13 protein-coding genes are annotated in these 18,834 nt (G+C 43.8%); 6 read left to right on the forward strand and 7 right to left on the reverse strand.

What is annotated here, in order from left to right; translation table 11 throughout:
* The first annotated feature begins 25 nt into the window (after positions 1-25).
* The 3 genes from QT994_RS13830 (at position 26) to QT994_RS13840 (ending at position 9,418) form a co-directional block, all read left to right on the forward strand.
* Entirely contained in the window at positions 26-6,811 is a 6,786-nt protein-coding gene (locus QT994_RS13830) for an AAA family ATPase (RefSeq protein WP_333175397.1), read from the forward strand.
* Positions 6,808-8,193: a response regulator gene (locus QT994_RS13835; RefSeq protein WP_333175399.1), complete on the forward strand. Its 1,386-nt coding sequence runs from the start codon at positions 6,808-6,810 to the stop codon at positions 8,191-8,193. The genes QT994_RS13830 and QT994_RS13835 overlap by 4 nt, the downstream gene beginning before the upstream one ends.
* A 211-nt stretch (positions 8,194-8,404) precedes the next feature.
* Positions 8,405-9,418: a poly(ethylene terephthalate) hydrolase family protein gene (locus tag QT994_RS13840; protein ID WP_333175400.1), complete on the forward strand. Its 1,014-nt coding sequence runs from the start codon at positions 8,405-8,407 to the stop codon at positions 9,416-9,418.
* Between the two features lie 253 nt (positions 9,419-9,671).
* On the opposite strand, the gene QT994_RS13845 is transcribed toward QT994_RS13840, so the two are convergent.
* Genes QT994_RS13845 through QT994_RS13865 form a run of 5 tightly spaced genes read right to left on the reverse strand, consistent with a single transcriptional unit; the run spans position 9,672 to position 14,501 of the window.
* Positions 9,672-10,151: a helix-turn-helix domain-containing protein gene (locus QT994_RS13845; protein ID WP_333175402.1), complete on the reverse strand. Its 480-nt coding sequence runs from the start codon at positions 10,149-10,151 to the stop codon at positions 9,672-9,674.
* 24 nt (positions 10,152-10,175) lie between these two features.
* Positions 10,176-12,272 (reverse strand): SpoIIE family protein phosphatase, encoded by a 2,097-nt coding sequence (locus QT994_RS13850; protein ID WP_333175404.1) that lies wholly within the window; start codon positions 12,270-12,272, stop codon positions 10,176-10,178.
* On the reverse strand, positions 12,269-13,261 hold the full coding sequence (locus tag QT994_RS13855) for an ABC transporter substrate-binding protein (protein WP_333175407.1): 993 nt from the start codon (positions 13,259-13,261) through the stop codon (positions 12,269-12,271). Before QT994_RS13855 ends, QT994_RS13850 begins: the two co-directional genes overlap by 4 nt.
* Entirely contained in the window at positions 13,258-14,250 is a 993-nt protein-coding gene (locus QT994_RS13860) for an ABC transporter substrate-binding protein (RefSeq protein WP_333175409.1), read from the reverse strand. The genes QT994_RS13855 and QT994_RS13860 overlap by 4 nt, the downstream gene beginning before the upstream one ends.
* 5 nt (positions 14,251-14,255) lie before the next feature.
* On the reverse strand, positions 14,256-14,501 hold the full coding sequence (locus QT994_RS13865; protein WP_333175412.1) for a hypothetical protein: 246 nt from the start codon (positions 14,499-14,501) through the stop codon (positions 14,256-14,258).
* A gap of 265 nt (positions 14,502-14,766) precedes the next feature.
* Here QT994_RS13865 and QT994_RS13870 point away from each other — a divergent pair, with 265 nt between their 5' ends.
* From QT994_RS13870 to QT994_RS13880, 3 genes are all read left to right on the forward strand, one after another.
* Complete coding sequence (locus QT994_RS13870) at positions 14,767-16,338, forward strand: NAD(P)H-quinone oxidoreductase subunit N (protein ID WP_333175496.1); 1,572 nt, start codon at positions 14,767-14,769, stop codon at positions 16,336-16,338.
* Positions 16,339-16,481: 143 nt separating this feature from the next.
* Complete coding sequence (locus QT994_RS13875) at positions 16,482-17,081, forward strand: Uma2 family endonuclease (RefSeq protein ID WP_333175414.1); 600 nt, start codon at positions 16,482-16,484, stop codon at positions 17,079-17,081.
* A 105-nt stretch (positions 17,082-17,186) separates the two neighbouring features.
* Positions 17,187-17,603, forward strand: a complete 417-nt coding sequence (locus QT994_RS13880; protein ID WP_333175416.1) for a GNAT family N-acetyltransferase — start codon at positions 17,187-17,189, stop codon at positions 17,601-17,603.
* A 2-nt stretch (positions 17,604-17,605) separates the two neighbouring features.
* Here QT994_RS13880 and QT994_RS13885 read toward each other — a convergent pair whose 3' ends face one another.
* Together QT994_RS13885 and QT994_RS13890 are read right to left on the reverse strand one after the other, a co-directional pair.
* Complete coding sequence (locus QT994_RS13885; protein ID WP_333175418.1) at positions 17,606-17,965, reverse strand: Spx/MgsR family RNA polymerase-binding regulatory protein; 360 nt, start codon at positions 17,963-17,965, stop codon at positions 17,606-17,608.
* A gap of 78 nt (positions 17,966-18,043) precedes the next feature.
* A complete protein-coding gene (locus QT994_RS13890; RefSeq protein WP_333047948.1) occupies positions 18,044-18,487 on the reverse strand; it encodes a DUF4332 domain-containing protein in 444 nt (147 codons plus the stop codon).
* Positions 18,488-18,834: the final 347 nt, after the last annotated feature.

Here is an 18,834-nt window from a genome sequence, read left to right on the forward strand (position 1 = left end):
CCCCCAATTTATTGAGGACTGGAAAATGGAGACAATTACTGACCTGCCGGGGTATCGCATAACAGAACAACTCTATGCAGGCTCTCGCACTCTAGTGTATCGGGGTGTTCGGGAGAGCGATCGCACTCCAGTCGTCATCAAACTGCTGCGAAACGAATACCCAAGCTTCAGCGAACTACTGCAATTCCGCAACCAATATACCATTGCCAAAAATCTCCACCTCCCCAGTATTGTTAAGCCACTCGATTTAGCGCCTTACAAAAACGCCTATGCTTTGATAATGGAGGACTGTGGAGGAGTTTCCCTCTGTAGTTATCTCAAGGCAGCAACCGATCAAAACCAACCCTGTAAATCTTTATCTTTAGAAAACTGTCTACACCTAGCCTTGCAACTAGCAGATATTCTCCACTCTCTCTACCAAAACCGAGTTATTCATAAAGATATCAAACCCGCCAATATCCTGATTCATCCCGAAACTAAACAAATTAAACTGATTGACTTTAGCATCGCCTCCCTGCTGCCGAGAGAAACCCAAGAAATCCATAATCCCAACATCCTTGAAGGAACCTTAGCTTATCTCTCCCCAGAACAGACAGGAAGAATGAATCGAGGTATTGACTATCGGAGTGACTTTTATTCCCTGGGTGTGACCTTCTATGAATTGTTGACAAGACAGTTACCCTTCGAGTCAGACGACCCTATGGAGTTAGTGCATTGTCATCTAGCCAAAGAGCCGATTCCGGTGTACGAAATCGCTCTCGACGTTCCCCTAATTTTATCCCAAATAGTCAGTAAATTGATGGCGAAGAATGCAGAAAATCGCTATCAGACTGCATTAGGACTTAAGCACGATTTAGAGATTTGTCTTGCTCAATTACAAAAAACAGGTAACATTGATATCTTTGCATTGGGAACGCGGGATATTACAGACCGTTTCCTCATCCCAGAAAAGCTCTACGGCAGAGAAATTGAAGTTGATAATTTATTAGCTGCTTTTGAAAGAGTCAGTAGGGGCAGCACGGAAATGATGCTGGTGGCAGGTTTTTCGGGCATTGGTAAAACGGCAGTCGTGAATGAAGTTCATAAACCGATAGTTCGTCAGCGCGGTTATTTTATTAAAGGCAAATACGACCAATTTCAGCGCAACATTCCTTTCAGTGCTTTTGTGCAAGCATTTCGAGATTTGATGGGGCAATTATTGAGCGAATCGGATGCTAAAATTGAGCAGTGGAAGACTAAAATCCTGGTAGCATTGGGCGACAACGGACAAGTTATTATTGAAGTCATTCCCGAACTAGAACGGATTATCGGACAACAACCCCCTGCTCCAGAATTATCAGGGATAGCTGCTCAAAATCTGTTCAATTTACTATTCCAAAAATTTATATCTGTCTTTACCACAAAAGAGCATCCCTTAGTGATGTTTCTGGATGACTTACAATGGGCGGATTCGGCATCTTTAAAATTGATGCAGTTGCTCATAGGTGAATCCCAGTCCAGTCACCTGCTACTAATTGGAGCGTATCGAGACAATGAAGTTTCCGCTGCCCATCCCTTGATGTTGACCCTAGATGAAGTCACTAAAACAGGGGCAACGGTCAATACCATCACACTTGCACCTCTGGCTCGAACCAGTTTGAATCAATTAGTAGCAGATACGCTGACTTGTTCTCCTAAATTAGCAGAACCGCTGACGGAATTGGTGTATCAGAAGACAAAAGGCAACCCATTTTTTGCGACGCAGTTTCTCAAGGCCTTGCATCAAGATGAATTGATTATTTTCGATATCAAAGCAGGCTATTGGCAGTGCGATATCAGCAAAATTACAGAAGCAGCCCTCACGGATGATGTGGTTGAATTCATGGCGCAGCAGTTACAGAAATTACCCGTGGAAACTCAGGAGGTTTTAAAATTAGCCGCTTGCATTGGCAATCAGTTCGATCTGACAACATTAGCAATTGTTTCCCAAATATCGGAGACTGAAACGGCAACGGCTTTATGGAAAACTTTACAGGAAAGTTTGGTTTTACCTCAGAGTGAGATTTATAAATTTTATGTAGGGGAAGAAGACAATATCGATCGAGCTACTACTCAAACGGTTGCCTATCGTTTTTTGCACGATCGCGTCCAGCAAGCTGCTTATTCTTTAATTGCCACAGACCAAAAACAGGCAACTCACCTGAAAATCGGGCAATTGTTGCTCCAAAATACTCCGATTCAAGAACGGGAAGAGCAGATTTTTGCCATTGTCAACCAATTGAATATAGGATTGGAGTTAATTTCTCAACCAGCGGAACTCGAAGAACTAGCGCGGTTGAACTTGATGGCAGGCCGGAAAGCCAAAGCATCCACAGCCTATGCCGCAGCCGTGAAATACCTAAGTACGGCGATGGATTTGCTCTCAGGCGAGAGCTGGCAAACTCAGTACGATTTGACTTTAGAAATCGTTGTGGAAGCGGCAGAGACCCAATATCTCAACACCAATTTCGGGGCCGCAAATACCTTAGTTGAAATGGTGTTGCAGCACGGGAAAACGCTGCTCCATCGTATCCCCGCTTATGAAATTAAGATCCTACTTCACATGGCGCAACACCAATTGAACGATGCCATTGATACGGGTTTGCACGCATTGGAACTACTGGGCTACCCAGTTAACCTGACCGAGCAGGAATTTTTAGTGGAATTGCCCGCTGTAGAATGCCTGGAAGACTACCCCACCATGACTGACCCCGCACAACTAGCAGCCATGCGGATTCTTAAAGTCAGCTTTGCTCCTGTTCTAGCAGGCAGACCGCAAATTCTGCTGCCAGTAATCGTCAGACAAGTGAAACTTTGTGTAGAAGGCGGTCACTCTCCTTTGGCATCAGCAACCTATGCTTGGTATGGCACGCTCTTATGCGGCCCTTTGGGCAACATTGATATCGGATATCAAGCAGGGCGGCTGGCACTGCAACTGCTCAAACACTTTGAAACCAGGGAACACAAAGTTGTTACCTATAATATGTTTTACACCTTCGTCCACCATTGGAAGGAGCCTTTACGAGAAAGTTTATCTCCTCTTGCCGAGGGGGTACAGATTGGTCTAGAAAGCGGGAATTACGAATATACAGGTTACTGCATCACCAACTATTGTTTCTACATATTCCTGGCGGGACAAAATCTAGAAACAGTTGAAAGCGAACACAAAAAATACCATGAATTGTTGCTGTATTTGAAATGTGAACACTCTATTTCTATATCACAAATTTGGTATCAATTATTGTTTAATTTGTTAGGAAAAGCAGTCAATCCGCTCAAGTTAATTGGTGAGAGATTTGACGAATCTACCATGTTATCGCAACTCCTAGAGCATAACGATCTCATTGCTCTGTTCCATGCTTTTTTAGCAAATACAATTCTGTTTTATTTGCTCGAAGACTTCGAGGAAGCAGTGGAGAGTGCAGCTAAGGCAGCTATTTACTATAACGTTGGGTCAGAAAATTTCGTCGCTTTGCACTTCTACCAATCCCTAGCACTGCTGGCGAACTACCCCAACGTCAGTTTGGAAGAGCGATCGCACTACCTAAGTCAGGTTGATGCCAATCAGGAAAAAATGCAGCTTTGGATGCAGCACGCTCCGATGAACTATGAGCATAAATATTATCTGGTGGCAGCGGAAAAACATCGAGTTTTCAATCAAAAAAAAGAAGCCCTAGAATTCTATGATCTCGCGATCGTAGGAGCCAAAGAAAACAAATACCTTCAAGAAGAAGCGATCGCCAACGAACTAGCTGCCAAGTTCTACCTGGACTGGGGCAAAGAAAAAGTAGCCGCCAGCTATATGCAGGAAGCATATTACTGTTATGCCCGTTGGGGAGCTAAAGCCAAGGTTCGACACTTAGAAGAAAGATATCCGCAGTTACTTCAAAGCATTGCGAAGCGAGAGACTGTATCTATAAACAGCACCCAGCCGATCACTTCAACCACAATGACCGATACAAGCATACTAGATTTGGCGACAGTGATGAAAGCCTCGCAAGTGCTTGCTGGGGAAATTGTTCTCAACAACTTACTAGCAAAATTACTAAAAATTGTCTTAGAAAATGCAGGCGCAAGTTCTGGCTTTCTCATCTTAGATAGAGGAAGTGAGCTGTGGATAGAAGCAGGGGGGACACTTGAGTCAGACCAAGTATTTGTGCCTCAACCTGTGTCGGTTCAAAACAGCTTATTAGTCCCACTTTCCATAATTAATTATGTTGCCAGAACTCAACAAGATGTCGTTCTGGATGACGCGCGTATATCTGAAAACTTTCTCAAGGATTCTTACATTAAATTGCATCAACCTAAGTCCGTTTTGTGTGCTACTATTCAAGGGCAAGGTCAACTTATCGGTCTTGTTTACTTAGAAAATAATTTAACTACAAGCGCGTTTACTCCCAACCGTTTGTCATTAGTCAGAATGTTGTGTTCCCTAGCGGCAATTTCTCTTAAAAATGCCCAACTCTATGACCAATTAGGGGAATACTCGCGAACGCTGGAACGTAAGGTTATAGAAAGAACCCAAGAATTGCAACAGGAAATGGCTATCAGAACGCAGGCAGAAATAGCGTTGGGCCAGTCTGAGGAAAAGTTTTCTAAAGCCTTTCGTTCCAGTCCTAACCCGATCGCGATCGCCAGGTTAGCAGATGGACGCTACATCGAAGTGAACGACAGTTTCCTCAGCACTTTTAGTTACTCTCGCGAACAGGTAATTGGTTTTACAGCAATTGAGTTGAATCTTTGGGTTAATTTAGAAGAACGTGACAGATACAGACAACTATTGCAAGAATCAGGAGTGCTTCGCAATCACGAATTAGATTGTCGTACTTCATCAGGCGAGGTGAGGAAGATGCTGGTATCATCAGATATTATTGAGCTAGGTGGAGAAGCGTGTATTCTCTTAGTCACTAACGACATCACCGAGCGTCAAAGGGTAGAAGAAGCGCTCAAAGAAAGCGAGGGGAAATATCGCGATTTAGTTGAAACATCGCAGGATATGATTTGGTCAGTTGATGCTGAAGGGCGTTATACCTTCGTCAACGCTGCTGTCAAACATATTTTTGGCTACTGCCCTGAAGAAATGATAGGGCGAAAATTCACTGATTTCAAACCACCTGAACAACTTCCCAAAGATAATGAGATATTCCAACGTATGCTGAAAGGAGAGTCCGTCTTTCAGTATGAAACTATACAATTAGCTAAAGACAGCAGACCTATCAATCTCCAGGCAAATGCAATTGTGCAGCAGGATTCCAAGGGAAATATTCTAGGGATAACTGGCACAGCAAGCGATATTACGGAAAGTAAAAAAGCAGAGGCAGCCTTACAACAAGCCAAAGAAGTAGCAGATGCGGCTAACAAGGCTAAAAGCGAATTTTTATCAAAAATGAGTCACGAACTGCGAACTCCCCTCAATGCAATTCTCGGCTTTACCCAAGTGCTGGGCCGCGACTCATCCCTTTCTCACATACAGCAGGAACAGATCGGCATCATTAGTCGCTCTGGCGAGCATTTGCTGACCCTGATTAATGATGTGCTGGAAATGTCCAAAATTGAGGCTGGTCAGATTACCTTAAATCCTACTAGCTTTGACCTGTATTATTTGCTTACTTCTCTCGAAGAAATGCTCAAACTCAAAGCAGATTCAAAAGGTTTAGCACTTAGTTTACACATCAATCCTAATATTCCTCAGTATGTAAAAACTGACGAAAGTAAATTGCGTCAAGTCTTGATTAATCTGCTAGGAAATGCGATAAAATTTACGACCAAGGGAATTGTGGCACTTCGGGTTGCAGCAATTAGTGCGACACACAAGTCGGCAACAGAGAACGAACCACGGACTATTACGTTTGAAGTGGAAGACACTGGCCACGGCATTGCTCCTACTGAGGTAGATTCTCTATTTGAGGCTTTTGTACAAACTGACGCGGGTCGGAAATCTCAAGAAGGAACCGGCTTGGGTTTACCCATCAGCCGACAATTCGTACAACTGATGGGAGGAGACATTACCGTCAGCAGTACCTTGAATCGAGGAACGATTTTTAGTTTTAATATCCAAATTAGCTCGCCTGACATGGCTGAAATTCAACCTCGACAATCAAGAAAACGGGTAATTGGTTTAGAACCCAACCAAACCCCATATCGCATCTTGGTAGTTGATGATAAATGGGAAAGTCGTTTGCTATTGGTTAATCTTCTCGAACCGCTTGGCTTGGAGGTGCGCGAAGCAGTAAATGGTGAAGAAGCTATTAGAATCTGGGAAACTTGGAAGCCTCACCTAATTTGGATGGATATGCAAATGCCTGTGATAGACGGGTATGAGGCCACCAGACAAATTAAAGCCAAGGTTCAAGAGGAGGCTACCCCGATTGTTGCGTTGACCGCTAGCGCTTTTGAGGAAGAGCGAGCCATTGTTTTAGCATCAGGCTGTGATGATTTTGTGAGCAAGCCTTTCCGAGAAGAAGTTATTTTTGCGAAAATGGCTGAACATTTAGGGGTACAGTATATTTATGAAGATTTACCGAACTTTACATTATCTCAGCTTGAGGGTCAAGACTTGAGTGTAAAAGCAGGGGAAACAACTGAAAATTTAAGGACAACTTTGGCGACACTCCCTGCGGAGTGGGTGACACAGTTACATCAAGCAGCTATCGATGCTGATGCAGAGCTAATTTTAAATTTGGTTGCCGCAATCCCTGAATCCGATCCTTCTTCGGCGCAGGTATTGACCGATTGGATTAATAACTTTCGTTTTGATAAAATTACGACCTTAACAGAAAAATTTATCCCATGAACAGCCAGCAATTAGACTCTCATGTTGCCAATCTTTTAGTGGTTGACGATACCCCCGACAACCTGCGTCTTTTATCCACTATGTTGAGCGACAAAGGATATAAAGTTCGGGGCGTAATAAACGGCGAAATGGCATTAAAAGCAGCACGTTCTACCCCACCCGATTTGATTTTGCTCGACATCACGATGCCCCAGATGAATGGCTACGAAGTTTGTGAACACCTAAAAGCGGATTGCAGAACTTCGGGTATTCCAGTTATTTTCTTGAGCGCCCTAGATCAAGTGTTGGATAAAGTCACAGCCTTTGCTGTTGGAGGAGTAGATTACATCACCAAGCCATTTCATTTAGAAGAAGTTTTAGCTCGTGTCGAAAATCAACTAACTCTTCAGCGTTTGCAAAAAAAATTGCACGAGCAAAATGCGCGATTGCAGGAGTCCGAGGCTAAGGAACGAGAGAAATCCCAACAACTAAAGCAGGCTCTACAACAGTTACAAAATGCACAAGCTCAACTCATCCAAAGTGAGAAAATGTCAAGTTTGGGGAATGTCGTAGCGGGGGTAGCTCACGAAATTAACAATCCGATTAGCTTCATTAAAGGGAACCTCTCTCCGGTAACGGAGTACACTCAAGATTTGCTGAAGCTGGTGCAACTCTACGCAGAAGATTTCCCCAATCCCACAGCAACTATCCAGGAACAACTGGAGGCGATGGATATCACTTTTGTGAGCAATGACTTGCCGAAGTTAATTGCTTCTATGAGAATAGGAGCTGACCGAATCGGAGAAATAGTGCAATCGCTGCGGAATTTTTCCCGACTTGATGAATCTGACTTGAAAGCGGTGGATATCCATGAAGGACTTGAGAGTACGCTGATGATTTTGCAGCATCGGCTGCAAGATGAAGCAGATCAAACGATAATTAAAGTGGTAAAAGAGTATGAGGATCTGCCCAAGATAGAATGCTACGCTGGGCGAATGAATCAGGTTTTTATAAACGTCCTGACTAATGCGATTGAGGCGTTGCAATCCCAAAAAAGTTGGGCAAATGATTTAGATAATAGCAGCCCAATCCCTACTATTACTATTTGCACGAAGTTACTCTCCGACTTTCAAGTGGGTATTTATATTACTGATAATGGACCGGGCATAACCGAAGAGGTTAAACCACGCATATTTGACCCCTTTTTTACAACGAAGGAAGTGGGCAAAGGAAAGGGTTTGGGGTTATCGATTAGCTATACTATTGTAGTGGGCGAGCACGGCGGGCAACTGCGTTGTCTTTCGGTACCGGCTCAAGGGGCGACATTAGCCATCGAAATTCCGGTTCACCCTCTAAAAAACGTTTTTATAAATAAAATTTGCCCGCCTTATAAGTCCCACTAAAATAAAAGTAGTCAAAAAGGGTTTAAAATTACGAATCGTGTTTATTTATGAGTCAGTTTCTTTGCAATTTTTACACAACTTTCTATTAATCACAAGTTAATACTCTTAGTCACAGAGTCGGCAACCTATTCCGGCAACGCTCCTTAAATTACCAACCGTCGCGGACTTGTTTTTTTCCGTAGCTTATGCACGCACTCTCAAACCCCAAATAATGATAAATTTCAACCCTCATTTTTTGTCGCCCAAAACCCTAGCAATTATTTGTGCAATTGCTACGTTTGTTGTCCTTGCTAGCAAAGTCTTTGCCACAACAATCAATTATGCACCGCCATTTAAAGAAACTAGCTTTTACAGTACGACGATATCTGCTAATAACGATTTAGCTGACATTTATTATCCTAAACCATCCGATATTAATTCCGGTAATTACTCTTTCCCCATTGTACTTTTATTGCAAGGTGCGCTTGTAGATAAATCATTTTATTCAGATTACGCTAGCCACGTGGCGCGGTACGGCTTTGTGGTAGTCGTTCCGAACCATTTGCGCCCTTCGCCCTTCAATCCCAGTTCACCCCCTAATTTGGCGCCGGAAACTTCGCAAATGGCGGCGGTTTTGTCGCAAATGGCGATCGAAAACACAAACCCCACATCTCCGATTGCGTCTGTTATCGATACGCAGCGCCTGGGTTTATTAGGTCATTCTTTTGGTGGTGCAGTGGGGTTATCAGTGATTGCTAACAAATGTCTCCCAGAATTGTATTTGTGTCAAGAGCCATTTACGCGCCCGAAAGAACTCTTAGCGGGTGCATTTTTTGGAGCTAACTTGCGGAATCCTATTGCTAATGAATTTGTACCCATCGCTAATGATGGCATTGCAGTGGCGTTGATTCAAGGCGATATCGATGGTGTCGCCCTGCCCGATCGAGCTCAAAGCACCTTTGACCAAATTCAAACACCACCCAAAGCTTTGATTACTGTTAGGGGTGCCAATCACTTCGGTATTACCAATGTTAATAACCCCGCTGGTGCGATGCCCGATCGCAATACTGCTACCTTAGAGCGAGCCGTGGGTATTGAAACGATCGCCCGTTGGAGCGCGCTATTTTTGCGGGCAAATATGCTTAAAGATCGATCGGCATTTGATTATATTTACTCTCAAGGTGAGGCCCTCGATCCGAATGCCCGTGTTACCACCGTTGCAGTTCCAAAACCATCTTCTAAGTAGCTCCACCTCAAAAAACGTAAGATAGATTAAAGCTCATATAGCACTACTAAATTAGTCGTAAATTTTTTACCCCACCCCAACTCTCCCCCAACCCGCGGGGAGGGACTAAGAAATTCACAAATGATGCGAGGATTGCTATAGCTCTCTGAATAATAAGCTTTGAAATCCCCTTTTACTTTACCTATAGATTTTAGTTCAAAAGATTTAATCTTATACCTTTGAATCGTTTTTGAGCAAATTTTTTGATTTTTTTTTACTCGATATCTGCCTTCTGAGCTTTTTCGTTAATCACAGGTTTTGGTTCCTTTAAGTTGGCTTTCATGCGATAGTGTACTTGCTTATGTAATGTTTGATATTTGACTGAGACTTGATAGTTCTCTTCTACCCATTGACCAATTTCTTTATAAGTCTTAAAATCACAGGACTCTTCACTTAATTTTTCTGATATTCCGGCTATTACCGCTGAAGGAATTACTCGGGGTCTACCAGTTGCTTGCCGTATTTCCAACAGTTCTGACAGACCTCCAGCAATATATTGTTTTAACCATCTATGTACAGTAATTCTATGTACACCTAGACGTTTAGCTACCTCTGTAAGGCTTTGACTCGCTCCTGTTTTTAACCAATAAAGTGCCTGAATTTTTTGTTTATTAGGTAGAGTTTGCTGCTCGGACAGAATTATTTTTAACTTGTCTGCTGTTAAATCTATTCTTTGTTTGTAGTTTACTTTCATAAAATATTTCTCAAAGTTTCAGCTTCATTGTAGCAGTTCTTTTTGGGAAATGATATTATTAACTAAATTTCCCTTTGCAGTAACGTCAGCCTGCCGCTTAAAGACTAGCAAAGTAATATCATCAAACACTTTCTGCTTACCGATATGTTGCCGTACATCTACAATCACCGCATCCTTAACTTCTGCAGCAGACTTGTGCCAATTTTGACTAATTACTTCACACAGTTGCTTAATTCCATACTGCTTTTTGCCGATGTTATAGGCTTCTGGAATGCCATCAGTATATAGCACCACGCCATCTCCAGGTTCTAGCTCAATCAGGATGTGACTGATGAAGTTTGCGATATCATCATCTAAAGCGATCGGGAAACCTAAATCCATCGTGTCGATGCGCTCAACCTCTCCATTTTTTCGCACCACTAGCGTTTCTTCATGCTGACCGCTGATGCTGATCCGTCCTTCGGAATAGTTCAAAATCGCCAGCGTCAGACTTTTCTCAGAATTCATGCGCTGCACGTTTTTGTAGAGGGTACGGTTGAGTACATCCAGGAATCGAACGGGGTCTAGTTCACGAATCTCTTGCAGGGTGCGAACTGAGGTTTGCGCCATCAGCATCAGAATGCCACTTTCCAGGCCATGTCCGGTGACATCACCGATCGCCAGTGTGACAACACCATTGATCTGTAGCACGTCGTAGTAGTCGCCTCCTACTTCATCGGCGGGTTCCATGTATCCGGCGATATCTAGTCCGTCAATTTCCAGTTCCTCAGAGTTGGGCAAAATCATTTGCTGGATGTGACGCGCCACATTCAATTCTGCACCTAAGCGGAGGTTGTCTACTTTGAGTTTTTCGTTGAGTGTAATGATTTCCTGATTAGCATTAGCGAGTTCTGCTGTTCGTTCTTTCACTTTGTCTTCGAGGGTTTCAAAGGATTCTTGGATTTGCCTCGCCATGCTGTTGAACGATCGCGCCAGCAGACCGATTTCGTCTGCCGATCGCATCTTCACACGCATATCTAAGTTACCCGCTGTAAACTGGGCAACGGCTTCGGTGAGGTAAATCACAGGCTTGGTCAATAGTTGTGCGATCGCCAAAGCGAGGATAGTTACAATTGTGGTGATGATTGCTAATAAAATAAGTGCATCGCGTATTTGTTTTTCTACAGGTGCTAGGGCAACGGCAATGGGCTGTGCGAAAAGAACTGACCAAGGTTTATATTTCAGGTGGGCGATCGCTAAGAGACTCAACTCATTATTACCCGTAGTTGCCAATCGTGTGGTTATATAGGGCTGTTTAGTGTCTAATGCTTGCTTGAGGTCGGGCAAATTGATTGCAAGTTCTTTGGTTAGAGTCTTAGGCAAACGCCCTTCGCGTTGCAGTTTCGCTACAACATAGGGTGACAAAGGCACAATCGATTTGAAAAGGAGTTCAGGTGTAGTGCTATGTGCCAGATGAATATAGTGCTCATCTAAAAGAACTGCTAACGATTTCGCACCTGCGCGTTCAGTTTCCCGAGTCACCAACTGCTGGACAGATGTGGCATTGTATGTCACCCGCAATACCCCCAATATATTGCCCTTCGCATCGCGAACAGGACTGCTAAAGAAGAACGTCACGAGGTTGGGAATTGTCGGCGATTTCCTAATACTAGAAACAAAAGATAGTTGAGTTTTGAGCGGTTCTTGGAAGTAATCTTGACCGGATTCATCTCGTCCAACATCCCGTGTATTGGTATCGAGTACATTCCGTCCCTTTAAGTTGAGCAAGGCATAGGAGATAATATTAAGCATATCTTTGCGACTGAGCCTGGTTAAGGTTTCAGTCGCTAACATCTCTTGGGGACTACCCTTTCGCCGTTCTGGAGGTAGGCCCAGATAGGCGGCAAAACCTGGTAAAATCGCTTCTACACGCACGGCATTGATATTCCCATCGATAAACCCATCTATTCTGTGAGCGGTTTCGTTAGCCGCCGCCGATAGGGCTTGTCGTGCGTTGTCGGTCAATGCCTTTTCAGTTGTCTGCTTGTTGATAAATGCTAACTGCAGCAACGGAATTAAAGCAACGAGGAGAAACGACACGATTAACTTTGTACGAATGCTTTTTACAAAATAGCGCTTCATGGTTTCAGACTAGGAGGGGGGGTTAAGAAAGAAGAATTGAACAAGGTTTCTAGATTGGGAAGGCGCGTCACATTGCCAGCACGAATAAAAAAGTCCGCATATTTTTTTGCGGTTTTGTAGATATAATTAGGACTGTCTGATTGAAAAAACTTTTGATTTTCTGCAAGGTCACTGAGGTCTATTCCCTCGAAAGAGATTGTATTGCTGGGAATATTTAACGCTTTGCTCACGATCGCGTTTCCTTCGGGAATATGTGCTTCCCAATATGACAAGGCTTGAAACCAGCCTCGCACAAAGGCGCGAATATCTTCCGGGCGATCGCGTATCGCCTCACCCCGAAACGAGATCAAATCCAAAATTAAGCCTGGGGTTTGTTTACTTGTAAACAGGATATGCGCCCCTAATTTTAATGATTCAGAAAGATGCGGTTCCCAAGTGTGCCCTGCTTGGATAGCATTGTTTTGTAAACGCTGGGGAACTTCTAAACCATCAACTTTAACCAGGCTAACATCATCGCTCGTCAGCTTAGAGATCTTCAACATCTCAGTAACGAAGACTTCGCTAAAGCCGCCTAGATTTGCACCAAGCTTTTTTCCTTTCAAGTTAAGAATTGTTTTAATGTTTGATTGCGCGACAACCACATCTGCACCTGTCGATTCATCCACAACCATCACAGCTTGGATATCAGGATTTGTGGCACTCAAGATCATAAAATCGCCCAAGGTTAATCCGATCCCATCATACTTCCCTGCACTGAAATCTGCTTGTTGAAATTGTAAGTAGTCTACATAGCTGAGTTCCACGTCTATCCCTTGCGCTTTGAAGAATCCTTTCTCTTGAGCAATGATGCCAGGTCTATGGCCAACAAAAGAGATAAAACTTACTTTCAGGGGAGGACGTTTTACTTTTAGAGATTCCGGAGAATGACAAGCAAGCAGCAGCCAGCAGGTAATAATAATAAAGATGCTTTTGAAAAAGGAGTGCTTCATGGTTTCAGACTAGGAGGGGGGGCTAAGAAAGAAGAATTGAACAAGGTTTCTAGATTGGGAAGGCGGATCACATTGCCAGCGCGAATAAAAAAGTCCGCATATTTTTGTGCGGTTTTGTAGATATAATTAGGACTCTCTGATTGAAAGAAGTTTTGATTTTCTGCAAAGTCAGTGAGGTCTATTCCCTCGAAAGAGATTGTCTTGCGGGGAATATTGAACGCTTTGCTCGCGATCTGGTTTCCTTCGGGAATATGTGCTTCCCAATAGGACAAGCCTTGAAAACAGCCTCGCACAAAGGCGCGAATATCTTCCGGGCGATCGCGTATCACCTCACCCCGAAACGCGATCAAATCCAAAATTAAGCCTGGAGTTTGTTTGCTTGTAAACAGGATATGCGCCCCTAATTTTAATGCTTCAGAAAGATGCGGTTCCCAAGTGTGTCCTGCTTGGATAGCATTGTTGTGTAAGCGATTGGGAACTTCTAAAGCCTCGACTTTAACCAGCCTAACATCATCGCTCGTCAGTTGAGAGGTTTTCAACATCTCAGTAACGAAAACCTCGCTAAAGCTGCCTAGATTTGCACCAAGCTTTTTTCCTTTCAAGTTAGAGATTGTTTTAATCTCCGATTGTGCGACAACCACATCTGCACCTGTCGATTCATCCAAAACCATCACAGCTTGGATATCAGGATTGGTGGCGCTCAATATCACCAAATCCCCCAAGGTCAATCCGATCCCGTCATACTTCCCTGCACTGAAATCCGCGTCTTGCAATTGTGAGTAGTCTACATACCTCAGTTCCACGTCTATCCCTTGCGCTTTGAAGAATCCTTTTTCTTGAGCAATGATCAGAGGTGTATAGCTAACAAAAGGGACAAAAGATACTTTTAGGGGAGGACGTTTTACTTTTAAAGGTTGCGAAGAATGACAAGCAAACAGCAGCCAACAGCTAATAATAAATATACAGATGTAATTGAGTAGTTTAGACATACTAGCTAGAGCATTCCTGGTGTAGAAAAGGCGACTGATATTTTCTGGAACCCGATCGACCTAAGTGCATCCTCCGCAATCGCCACTAAACTTGTTCCGGCGGCTATATCTAGAACAAGCTTGCCCGATCGTACTTTTGCCAATTTTAATAACCGACTTGCAGCCTGTTTGTGAAATTCATTCTCGTAGTCGGGGCGGTTGTTGAAGCCCTTGGAAGTCTGCCGTTTGTAGGCACTTAGCGAGTCAGTCATGCCAAATTACGGGTTTAACTTTCTACATTGTGGCAGTTATGGTCGATCGCGACGATAGCCGCAGGTGAGATCAGCCGGCAATCTCTACAATGCCAGCAAATGTAAGCAAAATCGCTACCGAGTATCCACTCCCCGGCAACAAACACCCGCTCAACTGGGATCGCGAAGCTGTAATCCGCTACAATCTGTGTTTGGTAAAGAATTTTTACAAGTTCACAGCCCATTACAGCCTTTGCGGCTTGTACTACCCAACCTGCCTGAAAATATGGATTTTGCTACTCTTGCTGCCCAGCTAAATGCTGGAACTATCTTGCCAGAGGGAATTGTCATCATCACCCTCTTGGTGGTTCTCGTCGGCGATTTAATCGTAGGCCGCAGTTCCTCGGGTTGGACTCCCTACGCTGCCGTTGCGGGTTTGCTGGCCGCCGTCGCTGCCTTGTGTTTGCAGTGGGATAACACGGATACCATCTCGTTTCTGGGCGGTTTTAACAGCGATGCCTTGAGTTTAGTGTTTCGCGGCATTATCGCTTTGACTGCGGCTGTCACTATTTTGATATCCGTCCGCTATGTACTGCAAACTGGTACTGCTTTAGCGGAATTTATCGGCATTTTACTAACCGCTACTTTAGGGGGAATGTTCCTCAGCGGTGCTGATGAATTGGTGATGATTTTTATTTCGTTGGAAACTCTGAGTATCTCGTCTTATTTGCTGACGGGTTACACAAAACGCGACCCGCGTTCCAATGAAGCTGCTTTGAAATATTTGTTAATTGGGGCCTCTTCTTCGGCGGTGTTTCTCTACGGGATTTCGCTGCTGTATGGGTTGTCGGGCGGCGAAACTAAGTTAAGTGCGATCGCGGCTAACCTTTCTACTGTGAATGAAGGTCAATCTCTCGGTTTGGTGATTGCTTTGGTTTTTGCGATCGCCGGAATCGCCTTCAAAATCTCTGCGGTTCCCTTCCACCAGTGGACTCCTGACGTTTACGAAGGTTCTCCTACACCCGTTGTTGCCTTTCTTTCTGTCGGTTCCAAAGCAGCAGGTTTTGCCCTAGCAATCCGCTTGTTAACAACTGCTTTCCCCGCACTTATCGAACAGTGGCACTTCGTGTTCACGGCCTTAGCTATTCTCAGCATGGTGTTGGGAAATGTGGTTGCCCTCGCCCAGACTAGCATGAAGCGGCTTTTGGCTTATTCGTCGATCGCCCAAGCCGGTTTTGTGATGCTGGGTTTGATTGCAGGAACAGAAGCCGGTTACTCCAGCATGATATTTTATCTGTTGGTTTACCTGTTTATGAACTTGGGTGCTTTCGCCTGCATCATCCTGTTCTCGCTGCGGACTGGAACCGACCAAATTAGCGAATACTCAGGTTTGTACCAAAAAGACCCGCTGTTAACTTTAGCCTTAAGTATTTGCCTGCTTTCTCTCGGGGGAATTCCGCCCCTGGCTGGATTTTTCGGCAAAATCTATCTGTTCTGGGCCGGCTGGCAAGCTGGACTTTACGGCTTAGTTATCCTGGGATTAATTACCAGTGTAGTTTCGATTTACTACTACATCCGCGTTGTCAAGATGATGGTAGTAAAAGAACCTCAAGAAATGTCAGACGCGGTAAAAAATTATCCCGAAGTTCGCTGGAACCTTCAGGGAATGCGGCCTTTGCAAGTCAGCGTTGTACTCACTTTGGTTGCAACAACATTGGCGGGAATTCTGTCTAACCCTTTGTTTAATTTGGCTAATGATGCTGTTACCAAAACTCCCATGTTGCAGTCGGCACTGAGTCATGTACAACCTGTTGTGGGTGCGAAAATAGAATCGAATTTGGTGTCTCGCCGGGATTAATTCTTCCTGGTTGTGAAATAGTGGAAAACGCCTGACTCTGTGAAGTTGGGCGTTTCTTTTTTGTTGTGATATACTGTTAATTATGATTTTTAACCGCAGATGTAGGCAGATTAATGCAGATAAAAGTTAGTACAGAGGCACCAATGTTAGTACAAACTAAGGAAAAGTTTTATACTCCAGATGAGTACCGGGAGTTAGAGGAAAATGCTGAGTTTAGAAATGAATACCGTGATGGAGAAATTGTAAAAATGACGGGTGGTAGTATTAATCACAGCCAGATAATCGGTAATATTTATGCGTTCTTAAAATCGGCTTTGCGGGGAAAGAATGCCAGACCATTTATGAGCGATTTGCGGTTGTGGATTCCTCGGTATCGACGCGGGACTTATCCAGATGTGATGGTAGTTGAAGGAGAATTAGTTTGCACAGAGGGACGGAAAGATGAAATACTCAATCCTGCGCTGATTGTGGAAGTGCTTTATAAGTCTACCAAGGATTTCGCTCGGGAGGATAAGTTTCGGTTTTATAGATCGATCCCTGAATTCCGTGAATATGTGTTAGTCAATCAATCTGAGTTTTTAGTGGCACAATATATTAAAACAGAATCAAATGAATGGTTGTTTCGGGAATATGAGGGAGAATCAGCAATAGTTTCCTTCGCTTCAGTGGAATTGCAAATGTCGATGCTCGATATTTATGAGCTGGTTGTATTTGAAAGCCAGGAAACGGAAGTGCAGCAGTAAAATTAATGCTAGGGGGTGATGCAATGTCTAGCTGGGTAACAGTAAAACAATAATAATTTGGTTGGTGGTGAGGACTTTAGTCTTCTAATTTTTATGAGGGAAGATATGGATAACTACCGAATTGTCGAAACTTTGACGGACAGCCAGGTTTCCGACTTGATGGATTTATACAAAAACGAGTTTTGGAGCAACAAGCGGAAGCGGGAAGATGTCCTGAAAATGCTGGCGGCGACTGATGTTATCATTGGTTTGGTCGATGAGAGCGATCGACTAATTGGCATTACTCGCGTCATTACCGATTTCGTATACAGAGCCATGATTTTTGATGTCATTATCAAGCCGACACACAGAAAGATGGGACTGGGTGCAAAGTTGATGGATGCAGTTTTAAATCATCCAGAATTGCAAACTGTCGAGAACTTTGCTCTTAACTGTTTGCCGAACATGATGCCGTTTTACGAGCGTTGGGGTTTCACGGATGATGTGGGCGAAATGAAGTTGATGCGGCGAACAACAGGCTGAACTTAGCTCCTTGAAAGCCCCAACTTTTCTCGAATTACATCTTCTTTGAAACCTACTAAAACAGCAGTTCCATCTTTAACGAAAAGAGGACGTTTCAACAGCATCGCATCCTTAGCAAAAGCCTCCACCCACTGTTCGCTAGTCCAATTTTTCTTGTCATCGCCCAAAGCCCGGTAAGATTGACCGGAAGTATTTCGCATGGGTTGAAAGCCCAAAGCAGCTACCCAGCTTTGAATTGTTTCGCGAGTCGGTGGCTGTTCTTTTGTGTTAATGAACTCGTAATTAACCTCGCTATCTTTGAGCCACTGGAAAGCTTTTTTGCAGGTGCCGCAGTTCGGGATTCCGTAAACTTGAATTGACATAATAATGATTGTTGATTGTTGACTGCTGGCTGCTGACTGCTGACTGTTGGCTAATAACAACTGACAACTGACAACTGACTAATGACTACTGACTAATCTAGCTTGTTGAACCCATTTTTGCACGCGATCGACTGAAGGAGTCAAGTCATTGCGCTGCATTGTCGCTACGTGCAGCCTTAAAACTTGTTGGTGTAATCTCTCCACGGGCATTTGAGCCAATTGAGCCGGCGAAGCAACGCCGGCGTGAAGTAACAGCCCGCAATACTGACACCCTACACTTGGAATTAGAGCCAAATTTGCCATCGCTACCCATTTATTAACAGATTGAATGTTAATGTGTAATTGGTTGGCTAGCAGCACTTTCGCCGCCTGCGTTTTCGTCATGCGAATTAGTTGTCCGGTTGTGGTGATGCTGCACTCTTCCAGTTGAGATTGGTTTTCCTTGCTCAATCCCGGTAAATGTCCGATCGGCCAGTCGCGTAGTTGCACAGAAGTTTGAGGAGCTTTATGAGAAATTTTCATGTTTTTTCAGTGAACTTTACTTATACTTTAAAGTCTCATATATCAAACAGTCAATAGAGGCGATCGCTCACGTCGGCCAATCAACAAAAACCAGACCCAGGAATTTGACTAATTGCGGGTGTTGTGATCTTTCTGCTAATTGCCTGCCAAGTAGCACCTTCAGCCTGTTTTCCTGCCTGTGGCTCAGGCTTACTGCTTAACCAAATCATCCCGGCGATGACGACAAAGACTATAAAAAACACAGCCTATAAATGCTAGCAAAAAAGAAGTTCTAGATGAGATTTTTCTCAAAAATGGCTGCCAACTTGGCAGTCAGAATTTTAGTGCTTTAATGCTGAGAATGAAAA

It is taken from the genome of Microcoleus sp. S13_B4 (assembly GCF_036700885.1).
Lineage (GTDB): Bacteria > Cyanobacteriota > Cyanobacteriia > Cyanobacteriales > Microcoleaceae > Microcoleus.

Bases quoted from the DNA above. Each gene is read 5' to 3' on its own strand.
- QT994_RS13880 (WP_333175416.1), top strand. From the start codon at position 17,187: ATGGATAACTACCGAATTGTCGAAACTTTGACGGACAGCCAGGTTTCC.
- QT994_RS13845 (WP_333175402.1), bottom strand. From the start codon at position 10,151: ATGAAAGTAAACTACAAACAAAGAATAGATTTAACAGCAGACAAGTTA.
- QT994_RS13830 (WP_333175397.1), top strand. From the start codon at position 26: ATGGAGACAATTACTGACCTGCCGGGGTATCGCATAACAGAACAACTC.
- QT994_RS13840 (WP_333175400.1), top strand. From the start codon at position 8,405: ATGATAAATTTCAACCCTCATTTTTTGTCGCCCAAAACCCTAGCAATT.
- QT994_RS13875 (WP_333175414.1), top strand. From the start codon at position 16,482: ATGTTAGTACAAACTAAGGAAAAGTTTTATACTCCAGATGAGTACCGG.
- QT994_RS13870 (WP_333175496.1), top strand. From the start codon at position 14,767: ATGGATTTTGCTACTCTTGCTGCCCAGCTAAATGCTGGAACTATCTTG.
- QT994_RS13850 (WP_333175404.1), bottom strand. From the start codon at position 12,272: ATGAAGCGCTATTTTGTAAAAAGCATTCGTACAAAGTTAATCGTGTCG.
- QT994_RS13890 (WP_333047948.1), bottom strand. From the start codon at position 18,487: ATGAAAATTTCTCATAAAGCTCCTCAAACTTCTGTGCAACTACGCGAC.
- QT994_RS13860 (WP_333175409.1), bottom strand. From the start codon at position 14,250: ATGTCTAAACTACTCAATTACATCTGTATATTTATTATTAGCTGTTGG.
- QT994_RS13885 (WP_333175418.1), bottom strand. From the start codon at position 17,965: ATGTCAATTCAAGTTTACGGAATCCCGAACTGCGGCACCTGCAAAAAA.
- QT994_RS13865 (WP_333175412.1), bottom strand. From the start codon at position 14,501: ATGACTGACTCGCTAAGTGCCTACAAACGGCAGACTTCCAAGGGCTTC.
- QT994_RS13855 (WP_333175407.1), bottom strand. From the start codon at position 13,261: ATGAAGCACTCCTTTTTCAAAAGCATCTTTATTATTATTACCTGCTGG.
- QT994_RS13835 (WP_333175399.1), top strand. From the start codon at position 6,808: ATGAACAGCCAGCAATTAGACTCTCATGTTGCCAATCTTTTAGTGGTT.